Raw genomic sequence first — 17,196 nt, 5'->3', positions numbered from 1 at the left:
TGTATTTTTCTTTAACGTAAAGCGTAAGGCGGGAAACGTACGGCGTTATTTGCCCTTATTCTTTTAAAGTATAAAAAATCATCTTTTATTCTTTCTTGTTGCGCTCAACCTCGTTTAAGCTACATGCATCTGGAAAAGTGGAAGTGAATGTCATGCTGTTAAAAGAACTCGCGGCGTCTGCCAGCCCGCTGAACGAACAACAAGTCCATAAACTAACTCAGGTGGCAGCCGAGTTAAGCGCGACTCAGCTGGCGTGGGTAAGCGGTTATTTTTACGGCATCAGTCAGCAGCCGGCGGGTATTGCCGCTCCGGCTCCGTTAGCGAACGCCCAGCCTGCGGGCAAATTGACCATTATTTATGCCTCACAAACCGGTAATGCCAAAGGCGTCGCACAAGAATTACAGGCCAAAGCCACCGCCAATGGCGTGGCCGTGGCGCTGTTCAATGCCGCTGACTACAAGGTCAAGCAACTCAAAAAAGAAACCCATGTACTGTTTGTCGCCAGCACCAATGGTGAAGGCGAAGCCCCAGATGATGCCCTTGAGTTCCATAAGCAGCTAAAAGCCGGCAAGGCCGGTAAGCTGGACGGTGTTAACTATGGCGTGATTGGGTTGGGTGACTCTTCTTATGAATTCTATTGCCAGACCGGTAAAGACTTCGACGAATACTTAAGCAAGGCCGGTGCTAAGTCGCTGCTGAGTCGTTTAGACGCCGACGTAGATTACGACGAGGTATGCGAGAGCTGGAGCGAAGCTGTGGTCGCGCTGGTTAAAGATGCGCTAAAATCTGAAGCCGCTAATGAAGTGGCACCGGTTGTCCCGCTAACACAGGGGATCACTAGCCTTTATAACAAGAAGCATCCGTTTTCCGCCGAGCTATTAACCAATCAAGCTATTACCGGTCGTGATTCGGACCGCGATGTTCACCACTTCGAGATTTCACTGGATGGCTCAGATCTGACTTACCAGCCAGGCGACGCCTTAGGGGTATGGTTTAGTAATGACGAGCAGATAGTAGATGCGCTGTTAGCACAAACCGGCGTAGACGCTGCCAGTGAAGTGATTGTGAATGAGCAGAGCATCACTATTCGTGAAGCCTTGATTCATCACTATGAGCTCACCCAAGGCTATGCCAGCTTCGTGCAGTCTTATGCAGAGCTAACCGATGCGGCCAAGCTGCGATCTTTAGTCGATGATAAGGCGGCACTGCGTGAATACTGCGCCAATCACCAAATTTTAGACATTGCCCGTGAACAGCAAGGCAAGTTGACTGCCGAACAGTTGCAAGCCAGCTTGCGCCGCCTGACACCGCGTTTGTACTCCATTGCCTCATCGCAAGCTGAAGTAGAAGACGAAGTGCACCTGACCGTAGGTGTAGTACGTTTTGTTCAAGACGGTGAAGCCCGCAATGGCGGTGCTTCTGCTTACTTGGCTGATCGATTAGAAGAAGGCACCCAAGTACGCGTTTTCATCGAGCATAACGATAACTTCCGCCTGCCGGCCAATGATGACACGCCGGTGATCATGGTCGGGCCGGGTACTGGCATAGCGCCGTTTCGCGCCTTCTTACAAGAGCGTGATGCCCGCTCTGCCGGCGGTAAAAACTGGTTGTTCTTCGGTAACCCGCACTTTACCCAAGACTTCTTATACCAATTGGAATGGCAGCGTTATGTGAAGTCGGGTTTATTGAACAAGATTTCTTTGGCCTTTAGTCGCGACCAGCAAGAAAAAATCTATGTGCAGCATAAGCTGCGTGAGCAAGGTGGTGAGGTTTACGCTTGGTTAGAGCAAGGCGCGCACTTCTACGTGTGTGGCGATGCCAACAAGATGGCCAAAGACGTGCACGATGCCCTGATTGACATAGTGGCCGAGCACGGCAACAAGACTACCGATCAAGCGACCGAATATGTAGATGCGCTGCGCGCAGCCAAGCGTTACCAGAGGGATGTATACTAATGAGCGAACAAAAGCTGTCCGATAACGAACGCATGAAGGGCGAAAGTAACTTTCTGCGCGGCACCATAGAGCAAGACTTAAGCGACGACCTCACCGGTGGTTTTAACGGCGATAACTTCCAGCTGATCCGCGTGCATGGCATGTATCAGCAAGATGACCGCGATATTCGTAACGAACGTACCGCCCAAAAGCTGGAGCCTTTGCATAACGTTATGCTGCGCGCTCGCTTACCCGGCGGCATCATCCAACCTCAGCAGTGGCTGGTGATCGACAAGTTCGCGGAAGAAAGCAGCATCTATGGCAGTATTCGCCTGACTACCCGTCAAACCTTCCAGTTTCACGGGGTGTTAAAGCGCGATATCAAGCACATGCACCAAACCCTGAACAGCACCGGTATCGACTCCATTGCCACTGCAGGTGACGTAAACCGTAACGTGTTGTGCACCAGTAACCCGGTTGAATCAGAGCTGCATCAAGAAGCCTATGAGTGGGCGAAGCAGATCTCCGAGCACTTGTTGCCGAAGACCCGTGCTTACTTAGAAATTTGGTTGGATGGTGAGCGTTTAGATACGCCCGATGAAGAGCCCATTTTGGGTGCCACTTATTTGCCGCGTAAGTTTAAAACTGCGGTAGTGATCCCACCGCATAACGATGTGGACTTGCACGCCAACGACTTAAGCTTCGTGGCCATCGCCGAAGCTGGCAAACTGGTTGGCTTTAACGTATTAGTGGGCGGTGGCTTGGCCATGACCCACGGCGACACCGCGACTTTCCCGCGCAAAGCTACCGACTTTGGTTTTATCCCGCTGTCGCACACTATTGCCATTGCCGAAGCGGTAGTGACCACTCAGCGTGACATGGGTAACCGTGTGGAGCGTAAAAACGCCAAGACCAAATATACCCTTGAGCGAGTGGGCGTAGAGGTATTTAAGGCGGAAGTAGAAAAGCGTGCCGGTATCGAGTTTGCTGAGGTTCGTCCTTATGAATTTACTAGCCGTGGCGATCGCTTTGGTTGGGTAGAAGGTATCGACGGTAAGCAACACTTAACGCTGTTTATTGAAAACGGCCGTATTCTGGATTACCCAGGTAAAACCCTGAAAACAGGTATGCGTGAGATTGCTAACATTCACCAAGGTGATTTTCGCTTAACCGCCAACCAAAATCTGATCATTGCCGGCGTGCCGACCAGTGAGAAAGCGCGCATTGAGCAGTTAGCTCGCGAGCACGGTTTAATTGAAGATTCAGTCTCCGAGCAGCGTAAGAGCTCAATGGCCTGTGTGTCATTGCCTACTTGCCCGTTAGCCATGGCGGAGTCTGAGCGGGTGTTGCCAGAGTACGTGACCGAGTTAGAAGGTTACTTGGCCAAGCACAATATTAGTGATGACAACATTGTCTTTCGTGTCACCGGCTGCCCGAACGGCTGTGGTCGTGCCATGTTGGCGGAAGTGGGCTTAGTGGGTAAGGCGCCGGGTCGTTATAACCTGCACTTAGGTGGCAACCGCGAAGGTACGCGTATTCCGCGTATGTACAAAGAAAACATCACCGACCGCCAAATTATGGCGGAGCTGGATGAGCTGATTGGTCGTTGGTCTCTCGAGCGCAACAGCGGTGAAGGCTTCGGCGACTTTGTTATTCGTGCTGGCATCATCGCCCCTGTTATCGACTCGGCGAGGGATTTTTATGCCGCAGTCTAGTGTGTTACTTAGCTTATCTGAGCTGACTAACCTGAGTGCTGTTGAACGAGCGGCGGCCTTGGCCCCGCTCAATCAAGAGCTAGCGGCCATGAGCGCGCCTGAGCGGGTGCGCTGGGCATTGGAACACCTGCCGGGTGTTCCTGTGCTGTCATCCAGCTTTGGTATTCAGGCCGCGGTGATGCTGCATTTGGTTACTCAAGAGAAAGCCGATACGCCAATAATTTTGACCGATACCGGCTATTTATTCCCTGAAACCTATCGTTTTATTGATGAATTAACCGAGCGCCTTGGACTCAATCTTAAGGTGTATCAAGCCAGCCGCTCTACCGCTTGGCAAGAGGCGCGTTACGGCAAGTTATGGGAGCAGGGCGCAGAGGGCATCAGTCGCTATAACCAAATCAACAAAGTTGAGCCGATGCAGCGCGCATTACGTGAGCTTGACGCCGGCACCTGGTTTTCGGGGTTACGCCGTAGTCAGTCTGAAAGTCGAGACAAATTAGACGTGCTGGGTGTGCAAGGTGGACGTTTTAAGTTCCTGCCGATTATCGACTGGAGCAACAAAGACGTGCACTATTACCTAACGCAGTTCGAACTGCCGTATCATCCCTTATGGGAGCTGGGTTACGTTTCAGTTGGCGACGTGCAAACGACCGCCAAGTGGGAGCCCGGTATGTCTGAGGCCGACACTCGTTTCTTTGGTATGAAACGCGAATGCGGCCTTCATGAATCGCAAGAAGCCGACGGTAGCGGTATTTAAGCTGTAGGCTCCTTATAAGGAGAGTGCATGCGAGTACAAGAGATAATGACGCGGCGCATAGCCACTATTCATCAAGATGATCGACTGGCACTGGTACAAGATATTTTTACTCAGTCTGCATTCCGTCATTTATTGGTGCTGGATAGCCAAGAGCAGTTATGCGGCATTATTAGCCAGGAAGATATGACGCGCGCCCTCAGCCCTTATCTAGGTACGGATGCCGAAGTGGAGCGAGATCGGGACACGCTGCAACGGCGCGTCCATCAAGTCATGAGCCGTAACGTGGTGACTATTACCGGTGCCGCTACCTTAGAGAGTGCCGCTCGCATTATGCTCGAACGCAACATCGGCTGTTTGCCGGTGCTCGAACAGGGCAAGCTCGAAGGGCTGGTCTCGTGGAAAGACCTACTGCGTCAGTTTATCGCTTGAAATACAGCGCCGATACCGGGTCGAGCCCGGCATGACGGGTCTAAGCGTCCGGCGCCCAGCTAAAGAAGAACAAAACTACCCTCTGCTCTCTGTCGTCATACCAGACTTGCTCCGGTATCTTTCTCTGTTGGGTTGGTTTTCAGCTAGGCGCTCGGCGCTGCCTTTCTCTTATTCCTTTTCGGAATAAAAAGTCATTATTCATTCTTTTGAGGTCTACATCGTATCCTTTATAGTCTCTCTACTTCAATGTATGAATGGAATTGACTATGGAACACCTACCCCTATTTATTAAAATCAAACACCGCCCTTGCTTGGTTGTGGGGGGAGGGCTGGTTGCTGCACGCAAGGCGCGGGTATTGCTGGCACGCGGTGCTTGTTTAACGGTAGTTTCCCCCGAACTTTGCTCCGAGTTGCATGCCTTGCAGTCGCAGTTTATTTGGCAAAATGACGTGTTCAATGAGCACTATCTGGAGAAACAGTTTTTAGTGGTTGCGGCCACCGATAGTACCGAAGTGAATGCCCAAGTATATCAAGCGGCTAACCTGCGTGGTTTATTGGTCAACAAGACTGATGACAGCAAGCGATCGGCGGTGATCTTTCCCTCTATTGTGGAGCGTTTTCCGCTGCAAGTGGCCTTTAGTACCGGCGGTGATGCGCCGTGGTTGGCGCGTTTATTACGTGCACGGCTAGATGCTCTGCTACCTAAACATTGGGGCTCGCTTGTCCAAGTTGCGGGTAAATTGCGGCAAAAAGTGAAGCATTCACTGAACGGTAGTGACGCTCGGCGCAGGTTCTGGGCCAGAACTCAAGACGATACGACTCTGCATGCCTTTCTCAAACAGGGGAATCTTGCCGCCGCCGAGCTATGGCTGCAGCAGGAGATTCAAACGCCTCAAACCGGCGAAGTGATTTTGGTGGGCGCAGGCCCTGGTGACCCAGACTTGTTAACTATTAAAGCCTTAAATGAATTACAAAAGGCCGATGTGGTGTTATTTGACCAGTTAGTCTCACCAGAAATACTGGCGCTGATCCGACCTGAGGCTGAGTTGGTTTCGGTGGGTAAAAAAGCCGGTCATCACAGTGTTCCACAAGGCGAAATTAATGAGCTATTAGTAGAGTACGCGCAAACGGGCAAGCGGGTGGTACGTCTCAAAGGTGGAGACCCATTTATGTTCGGTCGTGGTGCTGAAGAGCTAGAAACGCTAAAAGCGGCCGGCATTCGCTATCAGGTCGTACCGGGTATTACTGCGGCTGCAGGTGCGACCGCCTATGCCGGTATTCCGCTAACGCACCGTGATCATGCACAAAGTGCGGTGTTTATTACCGGACACAGCAAACAAGATGGCAAAGAGCCCAATTGGGCGTCGTTGGCACAAAGCCGCCAGACCTTGGTGATTTACATGGGCTTGATGCGCTCGGCACATATTCAACAGCGCCTTATCGAGCATGGTCTAGCGGCCAGCACGCCCATTGCGCTCATTGAGCGCGGCACCACACCGCAGCAGCGGGTAGTAAGAGGCACACTAAACGAGCTTGGCGTACTGGCTGAGCAAGTGGTCAGTCCCTCATTGATGGTGATCGGTGAAGTCGCCGCACTGGCCGACTCATTGGCCTGGTTTAACACTCCAGCCAATGTGCAAGCGACAGAGCAGGCACAAGCTCAGGAGCAATACGCTTAAACCATAGCGCCGAGCACCAAGCGCCCAGCTAAAAGAAAAATTAGGGCCAAGATTAAACTTAATGGAAAGCTGTCAGCGGTAAGCTTTAAGCTGTAAGAAAAAGCTAAGATAGAAACCTATTGTAAACCACCTTTATGCTGGGCTCGTTCCGGTATTTTTTGCCTGATGATTGAGTGTTATCAGTAACTGAGCGCTTACGGCTGACAGCTTAAAGCTGGTTTTTTTGGCTCAATTGCCCCAGTGGTGCTAGTAGATCTTGTAGGTCGTGGCGGTAATCTGCAGGAGTGCTTTCGGTGATCAGCCCCGCAAGTTCATTACCAATAGTGGTAAAACGGTAATACAGCAAACGAATGCCTTTTCTTTGAGGCTGTAGCGTCATGGCGTGGGTATTTAGTTCCACCGTTAATGGAGCCGTTAGCGATAACTCTCCCGACTCTAATTCCGATTGATGTAATAGTCCTAGCTCAAACAGCTGTAGTAAGCCGGCATAGGGTAGGCGATAGCGGCCTAAGTTTAAGCGCTGCTGGCGCAGGCCTTGTAGCAAGGTCTTATATTGGTAGCCAAACAATAAACGCAAATTATCATCACCAAAATGGCACCCTAGTGCACTGGCTTTTTGCAGCAATAGTGCGTCTTTTTGCGTCATATAACGCAGGCCGCTTAATGCCTGAATGGAGCAATGCCCGGGGTTAAGCACTTCTTGTGACAGAATATTTGCCCAAAACTGTTGCATGGCAGGATGGCGAATATTTTCTGCTAATTCTAGATAGTGGCTAAGCCAGTCAGGATCCGGTTCGTTACCTACCTCATCACCGCCTTGTTGACTGGCGAGCTCGATAATCGTTTCTAGATTTTTTTGCCGTGCGGCCTGATCTAACTGATGCCTGACGCTAAAGCGCTCGCCAAAGCTGATTTTAGCATCACCATGCAGTAAACCAGCAATGCCCCTTTGCTCGGCTAGCTGTAGCAAAAGGGCCTTGCGGTTTCTAATTTTCTTATCAAGTGTTGCGTTTTTTAACTTCATTGGTTGCTATTGTTAACCATGTTGTTTTAATGTTAAAATTAGGTTCGAGACTTTATACGGAGCAGTGCATGTACATGCAACCAAATATTAAACGTAAAGCCAGCATGGCCAGGGTGCTGTTATTGGTGGGTTATCTCTCTAGCTTGGGTATTTTAGCAACCATTATCGCCATCATAGAATAAGCGGTATAAAAGCTTAAGAATTTGATAAATCTGATATTTTTTTAAATTTATAACGCCGATTGTATCAGCGTCATCACGTCTTTTACTTGCTCTCTGGTTAACGCCCCTTCCTTGGCAAACAGTATCATTCCTTCCTTATTCAGCAGAATAATAGCCGAGCTTTTGGCTGTTAACTGCCAGTCTCGTGCTACTACTCCTTTATTGTCTACTACTATGGATGACCAAGGAAATTCCCGTTTACTGCTTTGCGCACTGCTGCGCACAAAGCTCGAAGTGCCAAATAAGGCATCGTTCACATTAATAATGGTCACGGTCTGATAGTGGTTACGAGGGAGTTTGCCGGCTTTAATCGCTTCTATTAACGGGGCATTTAGTTCTTTGGCGCTACTGCGCCCGGCAATATGCTGCACTAACCGCACCTTGCCTAAGCCATCACTTAGCTGCCAGTTACGGGCGCTTAAGGTATCGTTAGCAAGAGACAGCTCCCCCAAATTAGTGACCGCTACCGCAGGTGGTGCCTGTTGTAACATTAGATTATGAGCCGAGGCCATAAAGGGTAGACAGACTAACAAAATTCCCATTCTCATCACCATCAAATGACTCCTTGAGCTACTCGGTAACTCAATTAGCCTAAGTGATGTTAATAAATTGTCAATAATTAACGCCTTGCAGCGTGCAGCTGTGTTTTAGCGCCATAAAAAAGCCCCCAGTTAATAGGGGGCTTTTTTAAACGCAGCGTAAGCTTAATCGCTTAGCCTTTATTAAAACGTTCGGCAGAGCTCAGGATTTCGGCTTCGGCGGCGGCTTTGTCACCCCAGCCGTCCAACTTCACCCACTTGCCCACTTCTAATTCTTTATAGTGCTCGAAGAAGTGCTGGATCTGCGCTTTCAGCAACTCAGATACATCGCTGATGTCCTGAATGTGCTCATATTCTTTGCTTAGCTTGCTGTGCGGTACCGCAACAATCTTCGCATCTACACCAGATTCGTCGGTCATGTTCAGCACGCCCACTGGGCGACAACGGATCACAGAACCGGCTTCTAGCGGATAAGGAGTGTGCACCAACACATCTACCGGGTCACCATCCAACGACAGCGTGTTGTTCACGTAGCCGTAGTTGCAAGGGTAAAACATAGGGGTAGACATGAAGCGGTCGACAAACAGCGCGCCTGTGTCTTTATCTACTTCGTATTTAATAGGATCGGCATTTTGTGGAATTTCGATCACTACATAAATATCTTCGGGCAGGCTTTTACCAGCAGGTACCTGTTTCAGGCTCATGACGCTTCCTTTAATGGTGTGTGTAACGAAATGGATAACTGAGTTTACCACTCTTACTGGGCGGCATCTGTTATACAAATGGGTAACTAGGGTTTGTGGACCCTAAACAGGGGGATATTATAACTACTGTCGTAGAGATCGCCATACAAGTGCCCAAAGTGGTGGCGGATTGTTAGAATGCGGGTATTACAGCAGCCAGAGAGCTTTCATGCATATTCATATTTTAGGTATTTGCGGCACCTTTATGGGCGGCCTTGCGGTATTGGCCAAGCAATTGGGCTATACCGTTACCGGTAGCGACGCTAATGTTTATCCGCCCATGAGCACGCAACTAGAGCAGCAGGGCATAGGGCTAATAGAAGGTTATGATCCTGCGCAGCTTAACCCTGCACCAGACTTGGTGGTGATTGGTAATGCCATGAGCCGTGGCAACCCCTGTGTAGAGGCGGTACTTAATCAGCGCATTACGTATACTTCCGGCCCCCAGTGGTTGCTGGAGCATGTACTGCAAGACCGTTGGGTATTAGCGGTGGCAGGCACCCACGGTAAAACCACCACTGCCGGTATGTTGGCGTGGATATTAGAAGACTGTGGTCTTAATCCTGGTTTCTTAATCGGTGGTGTGCCCGGTAACTTCGAGGTATCGGCCCGCTTAGGTGACGCGCCGTTTTTCGTGATTGAAGCCGATGAGTACGACAGTGCCTTTTTCGATAAGCGCTCTAAATTTGTGCATTACCGACCCAGTACGTTGATTTTAAATAATTTGGAATTCGATCATGCGGACATCTTTGAGGATTTAGCGGCTATTCAGCGCCAGTTCCATCACTTATTACGCATGGTGCCCGGCCATGGCCGCGTGTTAACACCTACCCAAACCCCTGCGCTAGATGAAGTGTTGGCTATGGGCTGCTGGAGTGAGGTTGAATATTTAGGCGAGGGCGGTCTTTGGCAAGCGCGGGCGCTGCAAGCCGATGGCAGCCATTTTGCGGTATTGCTTGATGGCCAGCCGGTAGGAGAAGTGCGTTGGGGCTGTATTGGTCTGCATAACGTACACAACGGCTTGATGGCGTTAGCCGCGGCTCGTCATGCAGGCGTACCGGTGGCGGAAGCGATTAAGTCGTTATGCCTGTTTGTGTCGCCTAAGCGACGGATGGAACTAAAAGGCGAGGTGGCTAACATTCGAGTATGGGATGATTTTGCCCATCATCCTACCGCCATTGCCACGACGTTGGCTGGACTGAAGTCCCAAGTAAGCGCTAACGGTGACGGGCGCGTGTTGGCGGTATTAGAGCCGCGTTCTAACACCATGAAAATGGGCATACATCAGCAACCGTTAGCGGATTCGTTACAGTTGGCCGATGAAACCTATTTGTTTCAACCTGCAGATCTCAACTGGGATCTGGCTGCCGTGGCTAATGCTTGTCCTAAAGGGCGTATTTTCACGGATATTGACACGCTGATTAGTGCCCTGATTGCTGCGGCCGAGCCGGGCGATCATATTTTAGTGATGAGCAACGGCGGATTCGGCGGTATTCATCAGCGCTTACTCACCGCTTTGGAGCAACAGCATGAGCAAAGTTGATTATCCTCGTCATGCCCAAATTACCTTGGCGTTGTCTGGCGCATCCGGTGCGCCCTATGCTTTGGTGTTACTGGAGCGGTTATTAGGCTCTGGCTTGCAAGTGCATTTATTGGTGTCCAGTGCCGCGCGCGTGGTGATGGCGGCAGAGCAAAATGAGCAATGGCCGGCTAAGCCAGAAGCCTTGGCTACTTTATTAAGTGAGCGTTATCAGGCCAAGCCTGAACAACTTAAAGTATATGGCAAGGAAGAGTGGTTTTCACCGGTGGCCTCGGGCTCGGGTGCCCCAAGGCGGATGGTGATTTGCCCCTGTTCGATGGGTACGATAGCGTCTATTGCCATGGGCATCTCGGATAATTTAATCGAGCGTGCCGCCGATGTGGTAATCAAAGAAAAAGGGCAGCTAATTGTGGTGCCGCGCGAGTCACCTTATTCGGCACTGCATCTAGAAAACATGCTTAAATTAGCTAACCTAGGTGTGACCATTATGCCGGCCTCACCGGGCTTTTATCACCAGCCGAAAACCATCAATGATTTAGTCAACTTTATGGTGGCTCGTATTCTCGATCATTTAGATTTAGATCACACGCTAGTATCGCGCTGGGGTTATGGGCACTAAATAGCCGTCAGCGATCAGCTATAAGCGGTCAGCAGTAAAAAATCGCAGACGGTGTTTTTCTTATCGCTGAAAGCTGACGGCTGATAGCTTTGTCTTGGCATGCAGATAGGTTGGATTTCCGTTAGAATATGTCTTTAATCACAGTCGGGTGTTCTTACCCCGAACGGAGCGAAAAATGAAACACAGAGTGGATGTCCTGATCAGCACCGAAGAGGTCAAAGCCAGGGTCCAGGCTATAGGCGAGCAAATAACCGCACATTACCAAGGGGTTGATGAGTTGGTGATGGTAGGGCTACTACGTGGTTCGTGTATCTTTATGGCCGATCTCTGTCGTCAGCTCACCTTGCCGGTGCGACTCGATTTTATGACTGCATCTAGCTACGGCAGCAGCATGGAAAGTAATCGTGATGTGCGGATCCTGAAAGACTTGGACGATGAAATTCACGGCAAGCATGTACTCATTGTCGAAGACATTATCGACACCGGATATACCTTGAGTAAGGTAAAAGAAATATTATCGTTGCGCCAACCTGCTTCACTGACTATTTGTTCGCTGCTCGATAAACCCGATCGCCGCGAAGCCGATGTGCCAGTAGATTGGGTAGGCTTTACTATTCCCGACGAGTTTGTGGTGGGCTACGGCATCGATTATGCCCAGCTTTATCGTAATCTGCCTTATATTGGGAAGGTTATACCGCTCGATTGATTGGCTGTTCAAGGGTGAAGCGGACGAGCAGGAAGAGAGACCTCAAACCAAACCCTCTCGCAACGGAATCCACGGAAAAATAGAGATCAAATCTGAAGTACATACTACTGGTAAGGGCCAAAGAGAGCGCTTTATTTAGGTAAATAGCCATCGGTCTAAAATTGGCCGAATGAACTCAACCCTACAAACGCTTGTCGAAGAGTTGGCTCTTACCAATAAGGTCTCTTGGCTTTTTTCGCTCTTATCTCAGCTTAATTTTTCCGCGCATTCTGTGGGTTCCGTTGCAAAAATCTTTTAATCTTTAAAGCATTTTAGTGACGAGGCTGCTCGTGGTTTTTTTTATTCAATGGAGCTATTAATGACCAAAGCACTGGAAATTGAAGGCTTGCGTAAAACCTATGCCGGTGGCGTAGAAGCATTAAAGGGCATCGACCTTGATGTTAAAAGTGGGGATTTTTATGCCTTGCTCGGGCCCAATGGCGCAGGTAAGTCGACCACTATCGGTATCATATCTTCGCTGGTGAATAAAACCGCCGGCAAGGTAAAGGTATTTGGGTTCGATATCGACACGGATTTAGAGCAAGCCAAAACCCTGATTGGTTTGGTGCCGCAAGAATTCAACTTTAACCAGTTTGAAAAAGTGCAGCAAATTGTCATCAATCAGGCCGGCTTATACGGCGTTGAGCGCAAAGAAGCGAAAGTTCGTGCCGAACGTTACTTAAAGCAGCTGGATTTGTGGGATAAGCGAGATGTCATTTCACGTACTTTATCGGGTGGCATGAAACGCCGCTTGATGATAGCGCGTGCCTTAATGCATGAGCCCAAGTTATTGATTTTGGATGAGCCGACCGCGGGTGTCGATATCGAAATTCGCCGCGCCATGTGGGATTTTCTAAAACACATTAACGAGCAAGGCATTACCATTATCCTGACGACCCATTATCTGGAAGAGGCCGAACTGTTGTGTCGTAATATCGGCATTATCGATAAGGGGCGGCTGATAGAGAACACCAGTATGAAGGGGCTGTTGGGTAAGCTGAATGTGGAAACCTTTATTTTGGACTTGGCAGCCGACGGCCGCGAGCCTTTTTTATCGGGCGTTAACTGGCAGCTGTTGGACGATCACACTCTGGAAGTAGAAGTGAAAAAAGAGCAGGGGCTGAATGGCATATTTGCTCAGCTTAATGAGCAAGGAGTGCGGGTATTAAGCATGCGTAATAAAGCCAACCGTTTAGAGGAGCTGTTTGTGCATTTGGTCGAGCAGGGGAGAGCAACCGCATGATTCATAAGCGCCACTATGTGGCTTTAAAAAGCATACTACATCGAGAAGTGGTGCGCTTTGGCCGTATCTGGGTACAAACCCTAGTGCCACCCGCTATTACCATGACACTGTACTTCGTAATTTTTGGCAACCTGATTGGAAGCCGAATTGGCGAAATGGACGGTTTTTCCTACATGGCCTTTATTGTGCCGGGCCTGATCATGATGTCGGTGATCACTAACTCCTACTCTAACGTGGCCTCTTCTTTTTACAGCAGTAAGTTCCAAAATAACATTGAAGAATTATTAGTGGCCCCTGTGCCGACTTATGTGATTATTGCCGGCTATGTCGGTGGAGGCGTAGTACGTGGCCTACTGGTAGGGCTAATTGTAAGCTTGGTCTCGCTGTTTTTTGTCGACTTGCATATTGAACATCTGTTTAGCGTAATATTTACCGTGTTCTTGACCTCGGTGTTATTTGCGTTGGCAGGCTTATTGAATGCTATTTATGCGCGCAGCTTCGATGATATCAGCATAATTCCGACCTTTATCCTGACGCCACTAACTTACTTAGGCGGGGTGTTTTACTCCATCAGTCTGTTGCCTAGCATTTGGCAGACTATCTCCCATGTAAATCCAGTGCTGTATATGGTGAACGCCTTTCGTTATGGTTTTTTAGGGGTTTCGGATGTGCGTTTAAGTGTGGCTTACGCCATTATTATCGGTTTTATTGCGCTGTTCTACACTTGGGCTTGGTACTTAATTCATACCGGACGCGGCTTAAGAAGCTAGTTAAGGGTGAAGAGTAAAAGTGTGAAGCGAGGAATGGCAGCCAATGGGCTGCCATTTTTTATGGACGTTATAGCGCATAAAAACTAAAGATTTTTTGCCACGGAATCCACAGAATCCACGGAAAAATTGAGAGAAAATATGAAGGGTATTTTTATTGGTAATACCAATCTAAGTAAAAATATGATCTATTTTAAAATTGGATATTAGAGGAAACAGAGACGCCTCCCACTACACTCCATAAACCCATTCATGTGGGTTCGGAAATGCCATCTGCAGTGTGTCGATGAACAAGACCCTTTATTCGGCCTTTACAGAGCAGCTAAATAAATCAGTTACTTTCTCAGATTGGTATTACCGCTTTTCTTTAAGCATCAACCAAGTGGGTGTGGCTAACAGGGTGGGAGTGGCGATGATGTTAAAACCAAGCTGTTGGTAAAACTGTACGTTGCTGAGCTTATCGGTTTCCAGATATAAGCTCACACCGCCAGCGCCCTCAATGGCGTGGCCCATCAGTGAACGGCCAATGCCTTGGCGCTGGCTATCGGGTGCCACGGCCAAGGGGCCTAAATGCCAGTGGGGTGCCGCGGGGTCGAGTTTGGCCCAGCTACATAGCCAGCGTAGCGTCTTTAGCAAGCCAAGCGGAGAGTTACTGGTCAGTAAGGTGGGCGTTAGTTTGAGCAAGTCTTTCCAGCTCGGTTGGCAGCAGCCGGGTGTTAAGCGGCCTAACACTCCTACCAACAGCCCATCAGCATACGCACCAATCAGCTCACCATTACGGCCGATATAGGGCAGCAAGCCAGTAAAAAGCCGCGTGAGGCGAAGCTCGCGCTGCTCTTGCCGCAGCCCAAACACTTTAATATGTAACGGGTTATCGGCCATGGCTAAAGCACAAAGCCGAGCCGCCGTGTTTATGTCGGATGGGGGTAGCGGCTGAAGGCTAATGGTGTTGGATGGCATATTAGGTTGGCGCTCCTTAGGCTTTATCGTTATCTGAGCGCTGGCGGCTTAACGCTGATAGCTGCCAAGGGCTCGACCATACCAACAAAAACACCGAGCATCATGCTCGGTGTTTTTGTTTAACGTACAGCTTATAACGTATTGCTTACAGCGGTTGTTAAGCTAATTGCAGCGGAATATTTTTGCTGGTGCGCACTATGTTGTTGCCTGCATCCAGATACACCAGATTAGGATCATAGTTTTCAATCTGCTGCTCGCTCATGGGCGCATAAGCACAGATGATAATACGATCGCCAACGGCGGCCTTGCGGGCGGCGGCACCGTTAAGTGAAATCATCTTAGAGCCACGCTCACCGGAAATAGCATAGGTATGAAAGCGCTCGCCATTGTCGATGTTATAAATATCAATCTGCTCATATTCGCGAATGTTTACCGCGTCTAGCAAGTCTTGGTCGATGGCGCAGGAGCCTTCGTAATTCAGCTCGGCGTGAGTCACGCGAGCTTGGTGTAACTTGCCTCTGAGCATGATGCGTTGCATATCCATTTTATCTTGTCTCCATTGTGATTGCCTTGAGGGGGCGGCCCTGCCAACAGGTTTTATAAAAATACGACTTGGTTATCTATCAATCTGGCCTTGCCAAGAAACGCCGCCATTAAAATCACGGCGGTACGGCTTGCATCGGTTAATGGCTGCAGCGTATTGGCATCTACAATGTCGATGCCATCGGTGGTAAAACCGCGGCTGTTTAGACGGTCGCTACCGTTATTGACGAGTAGCGTCATGTCTCGCTCACCGGCACTAATTTGTTCGGCTAGCCAGTTCATGGTGGCGGCCAGTTCCGGTGCAAGATGCCGTTCGGCTGGCGTTAAATAACCATTGCGCGAACTAAGTGCTAAACCGTCATTGGCTCGCACCGTCGGTACGCCCACAATTTCGATGGGCATATTTAAATCGCTCACCATGTTACGGATCAGAGCCAGTTGCTGGTAGTCTTTTTCGCCAAAACAGGCCAAGTCTGGTTGCACCAAATTAAACAATTTACAGACCACGGTGCTGACCCCGTCAAAATGGCCGGGGCGCAGGGAACCTTCTAATACCTCGGCAATGCCGGGTACGCTAACACGAGTCTGGCGCTGTTGGCCGTTAGGATACATTAGCTCAGGTGTGGGCGTAAAAACCGCATCGGCAAGCTCACCTAAAAGCGCGCAGTCTTGCTCTAATGTGCGCGGATAAGCAATCAAGTCCGAGGCGTTATTAAACTGCAGCGGATTAACAAAAATACTCACTACCACTCGGTCACAACGGCGACGGGCCTGTTGCACCAACTCGAGATGGCCTTGGTGTAAATTGCCCATAGTGGGCACAAAGCCAATGCGCTCGCCTTGCCGGCGCCAGTGAGTAATGGTGGCTCTTAACGCCGCTAGGTTATCAATCAGCTGCATGTTCTGCTTTCCGCTCTTTATTTCCAATTAGGGTCTCAATTAAAGCTATGTTCGGGGCCGGGAAAACGACCCTCGGCAACGTCAGTCACATAGGCGGCAATGGCCGCTTGCACCTGACCGTGCTCGGCCAAAAAGTTCTTGGTAAATTTAGGCACATAGCCGCTGGTTAAGCCTAATGCATCTTGCATTACCAGGACTTGGCCGTCGGTATCTGGGCCGGCACCAATGCCGATCACTGGAATATTCAGCATCCGGCTAATGTCTTTGGCCAGTCCGCTAGGCACACATTCCAGCACTAATAACTGAGCGCCGGCGGCTTCTAAGGCCTGGGCGTCATGTTTAATTTGTGCAGCCTGCTCTGCGGCACGGCCCTGCAATTTAAAGCCGCCAAACACATGCACCGACTGTGGCGTAAGGCCTAAGTGCCCACATACGGGAATACCTTGGCGAGTAAGCTGGGTGATGGTGCCTGCCAACCAGTCGCCGCCTTCCATCTTAACCATGTGGGCGCCGGCGCGCATTAAGGTCGCCGCATTAGCGCAAGCTTGCTCTGGATTGCTATAACTCATAAATGGTAAATCGGCGACAATAAGCGCTTTTTCACAGCCATTGGCTACACAGCGAGTATGATAGGCCATATCTTCCACCGTCACTTTCAAGGTGCTGCTTTCACCTTGTAGTACCATGCCTAGCGAATCACCAATTAAAAGAGCGTGAGCGCCGGCTTGCTCAAACAGCGTAGCAAAGCTGGCATCGTAGGCGGTGATCATGGCAATTTTTTGCTGTTCCTGTTTCATGGTCAGCAGGCGGGCTGTGGTTATTTTACTCATGAGTTATT

Annotated in this window: 17 protein-coding genes; 10 read left to right on the top strand and 7 right to left on the bottom strand. The window is 49.7% G+C overall.

Annotated features, from left to right (window positions below):
* The first annotated feature begins 152 nt into the window (after positions 1 to 152).
* The 5 genes from ACFQ1C_RS00260 (at position 153) to cysG (ending at position 6,514) form a co-directional block, all read left to right on the top strand.
* Positions 153 to 1,955, top strand: coding sequence for an assimilatory sulfite reductase (NADPH) flavoprotein subunit (locus tag ACFQ1C_RS00260; protein ID WP_379556528.1), 1,803 nt, complete (start codon positions 153 to 155; stop codon positions 1,953 to 1,955).
* Positions 1,955 to 3,649, top strand: coding sequence for an assimilatory sulfite reductase (NADPH) hemoprotein subunit (gene cysI, locus ACFQ1C_RS00255; protein WP_379556527.1), 1,695 nt, complete (start codon positions 1,955 to 1,957; stop codon positions 3,647 to 3,649). Before ACFQ1C_RS00260 ends, cysI begins: the two co-directional genes overlap by 1 nt.
* The gene (locus ACFQ1C_RS00250; RefSeq protein ID WP_379556526.1) at positions 3,636 to 4,406 is read left to right on the top strand and encodes a phosphoadenylyl-sulfate reductase; all 771 of its coding nucleotides are present in this window, start codon (positions 3,636 to 3,638) and stop codon (positions 4,404 to 4,406) included. The genes cysI and ACFQ1C_RS00250 overlap by 14 nt, the downstream gene beginning before the upstream one ends.
* A gap of 27 nt (positions 4,407 to 4,433) precedes the next feature.
* Positions 4,434 to 4,835, top strand: coding sequence for a CBS domain-containing protein (locus ACFQ1C_RS00245; protein WP_379556525.1), 402 nt, complete (start codon positions 4,434 to 4,436; stop codon positions 4,833 to 4,835).
* A gap of 266 nt (positions 4,836 to 5,101) precedes the next feature.
* Positions 5,102 to 6,514, top strand: coding sequence for a siroheme synthase CysG (gene cysG, locus ACFQ1C_RS00240; RefSeq protein WP_379556524.1), 1,413 nt, complete (start codon positions 5,102 to 5,104; stop codon positions 6,512 to 6,514).
* 208 nt (positions 6,515 to 6,722) lie between these two features.
* Here cysG and ACFQ1C_RS00235 read toward each other — a convergent pair whose 3' ends face one another.
* The 3 genes from ACFQ1C_RS00235 to ppa all read right to left on the bottom strand — a co-directional run bounded on the left by ACFQ1C_RS00235 (position 6,723) and on the right by ppa (position 9,002).
* Positions 6,723 to 7,538: a TIGR03899 family protein gene (locus ACFQ1C_RS00235; protein WP_379556523.1), complete on the bottom strand. Its 816-nt coding sequence runs from the start codon at positions 7,536 to 7,538 to the stop codon at positions 6,723 to 6,725.
* Positions 7,539 to 7,767: 229 nt separating this feature from the next.
* Positions 7,768 to 8,313, bottom strand: a complete 546-nt coding sequence (locus ACFQ1C_RS00230; protein WP_379556522.1) for a YtfJ family protein — start codon at positions 8,311 to 8,313, stop codon at positions 7,768 to 7,770.
* Between the two features lie 158 nt (positions 8,314 to 8,471).
* Positions 8,472 to 9,002, bottom strand: a complete 531-nt coding sequence (ppa, locus tag ACFQ1C_RS00225) for an inorganic diphosphatase (RefSeq protein WP_379556521.1) — start codon at positions 9,000 to 9,002, stop codon at positions 8,472 to 8,474.
* A gap of 208 nt (positions 9,003 to 9,210) precedes the next feature.
* Between ppa and mpl the strand changes: the two genes are divergently transcribed.
* The 5 genes from mpl to ACFQ1C_RS00200 all read left to right on the top strand — a co-directional run bounded on the left by mpl (position 9,211) and on the right by ACFQ1C_RS00200 (position 13,958).
* Positions 9,211 to 10,584, top strand: a complete 1,374-nt coding sequence (gene mpl / locus ACFQ1C_RS00220; RefSeq protein ID WP_379556520.1) for a UDP-N-acetylmuramate:L-alanyl-gamma-D-glutamyl-meso-diaminopimelate ligase — start codon at positions 9,211 to 9,213, stop codon at positions 10,582 to 10,584.
* Positions 10,571 to 11,200 carry a flavin prenyltransferase UbiX gene (locus ACFQ1C_RS00215; RefSeq protein ID WP_379556519.1) on the top strand — a complete coding sequence of 210 codons (630 nt, stop codon included), beginning with the start codon at positions 10,571 to 10,573 and terminating at the stop codon, positions 11,198 to 11,200. Before mpl ends, ACFQ1C_RS00215 begins: the two co-directional genes overlap by 14 nt.
* 175 nt (positions 11,201 to 11,375) lie before the next feature.
* Positions 11,376 to 11,906: a hypoxanthine phosphoribosyltransferase gene (gene hpt / locus ACFQ1C_RS00210; RefSeq protein WP_379556518.1), complete on the top strand. Its 531-nt coding sequence runs from the start codon at positions 11,376 to 11,378 to the stop codon at positions 11,904 to 11,906.
* A 358-nt stretch (positions 11,907 to 12,264) separates the two neighbouring features.
* Positions 12,265 to 13,188 (top strand): ABC transporter ATP-binding protein, encoded by a 924-nt coding sequence (locus tag ACFQ1C_RS00205; RefSeq protein WP_379556517.1) that lies wholly within the window; start codon positions 12,265 to 12,267, stop codon positions 13,186 to 13,188.
* Positions 13,185 to 13,958 carry an ABC transporter permease gene (locus ACFQ1C_RS00200; RefSeq protein WP_449290053.1) on the top strand — a complete coding sequence of 258 codons (774 nt, stop codon included), beginning with the start codon at positions 13,185 to 13,187 and terminating at the stop codon, positions 13,956 to 13,958. The genes ACFQ1C_RS00205 and ACFQ1C_RS00200 overlap by 4 nt, the downstream gene beginning before the upstream one ends.
* 351 nt (positions 13,959 to 14,309) lie before the next feature.
* Here ACFQ1C_RS00200 and ACFQ1C_RS00195 read toward each other — a convergent pair whose 3' ends face one another.
* From ACFQ1C_RS00195 to panB, 4 genes are all read right to left on the bottom strand, one after another.
* On the bottom strand, positions 14,310 to 14,915 hold the full coding sequence (locus ACFQ1C_RS00195) for a GNAT family N-acetyltransferase (RefSeq protein WP_379556516.1): 606 nt from the start codon (positions 14,913 to 14,915) through the stop codon (positions 14,310 to 14,312).
* Between the two features lie 157 nt (positions 14,916 to 15,072).
* Complete coding sequence (panD, locus tag ACFQ1C_RS00190; protein ID WP_449290052.1) at positions 15,073 to 15,459, bottom strand: aspartate 1-decarboxylase; 387 nt, start codon at positions 15,457 to 15,459, stop codon at positions 15,073 to 15,075.
* Positions 15,460 to 15,512: 53 nt separating this feature from the next.
* Complete coding sequence (panC, locus tag ACFQ1C_RS00185) at positions 15,513 to 16,358, bottom strand: pantoate--beta-alanine ligase (RefSeq protein WP_379556515.1); 846 nt, start codon at positions 16,356 to 16,358, stop codon at positions 15,513 to 15,515.
* A 35-nt stretch (positions 16,359 to 16,393) separates the two neighbouring features.
* Positions 16,394 to 17,188 carry a 3-methyl-2-oxobutanoate hydroxymethyltransferase gene (gene panB / locus ACFQ1C_RS00180; protein ID WP_379556514.1) on the bottom strand — a complete coding sequence of 265 codons (795 nt, stop codon included), beginning with the start codon at positions 17,186 to 17,188 and terminating at the stop codon, positions 16,394 to 16,396.
* Positions 17,189 to 17,196 lie beyond the last annotated feature (8 nt).

The sequence above is a fragment of the Oceanisphaera ostreae genome (genome assembly GCF_042676125.1).
Lineage (GTDB): Bacteria > Pseudomonadota > Gammaproteobacteria > Enterobacterales > Aeromonadaceae > Oceanimonas > Oceanimonas ostreae.
This window is presented reverse-complemented; position numbering and strand designations above follow the sequence as displayed.

Coding starts and splice junctions, on each gene's coding strand:
- ppa (WP_379556521.1), bottom strand. CDS start 9,002: ATGAGCCTGAAACAGGTACCTGCTGGTAAAAGCCTGCCCGAAGATATT.
- panB (WP_379556514.1), bottom strand. CDS start 17,188: ATGAGTAAAATAACCACAGCCCGCCTGCTGACCATGAAACAGGAACAG.
- ACFQ1C_RS00250 (WP_379556526.1), top strand. CDS start 3,636: ATGCCGCAGTCTAGTGTGTTACTTAGCTTATCTGAGCTGACTAACCTG.
- hpt (WP_379556518.1), top strand. CDS start 11,376: ATGAAACACAGAGTGGATGTCCTGATCAGCACCGAAGAGGTCAAAGCC.
- ACFQ1C_RS00200 (WP_449290053.1), top strand. CDS start 13,185: ATGATTCATAAGCGCCACTATGTGGCTTTAAAAAGCATACTACATCGA.
- cysI (WP_379556527.1), top strand. CDS start 1,955: ATGAGCGAACAAAAGCTGTCCGATAACGAACGCATGAAGGGCGAAAGT.
- cysG (WP_379556524.1), top strand. CDS start 5,102: ATGGAACACCTACCCCTATTTATTAAAATCAAACACCGCCCTTGCTTG.
- ACFQ1C_RS00215 (WP_379556519.1), top strand. CDS start 10,571: ATGAGCAAAGTTGATTATCCTCGTCATGCCCAAATTACCTTGGCGTTG.
- ACFQ1C_RS00245 (WP_379556525.1), top strand. CDS start 4,434: ATGCGAGTACAAGAGATAATGACGCGGCGCATAGCCACTATTCATCAA.
- ACFQ1C_RS00205 (WP_379556517.1), top strand. CDS start 12,265: ATGACCAAAGCACTGGAAATTGAAGGCTTGCGTAAAACCTATGCCGGT.
- ACFQ1C_RS00260 (WP_379556528.1), top strand. CDS start 153: ATGCTGTTAAAAGAACTCGCGGCGTCTGCCAGCCCGCTGAACGAACAA.
- panC (WP_379556515.1), bottom strand. CDS start 16,358: ATGCAGCTGATTGATAACCTAGCGGCGTTAAGAGCCACCATTACTCAC.
- ACFQ1C_RS00230 (WP_379556522.1), bottom strand. CDS start 8,313: ATGGTGATGAGAATGGGAATTTTGTTAGTCTGTCTACCCTTTATGGCC.
- mpl (WP_379556520.1), top strand. CDS start 9,211: ATGCATATTCATATTTTAGGTATTTGCGGCACCTTTATGGGCGGCCTT.
- ACFQ1C_RS00195 (WP_379556516.1), bottom strand. CDS start 14,915: ATGCCATCCAACACCATTAGCCTTCAGCCGCTACCCCCATCCGACATA.
- panD (WP_449290052.1), bottom strand. CDS start 15,459: ATGGATATGCAACGCATCATGCTCAGAGGCAAGTTACACCAAGCTCGC.
- ACFQ1C_RS00235 (WP_379556523.1), bottom strand. CDS start 7,538: ATGAAGTTAAAAAACGCAACACTTGATAAGAAAATTAGAAACCGCAAG.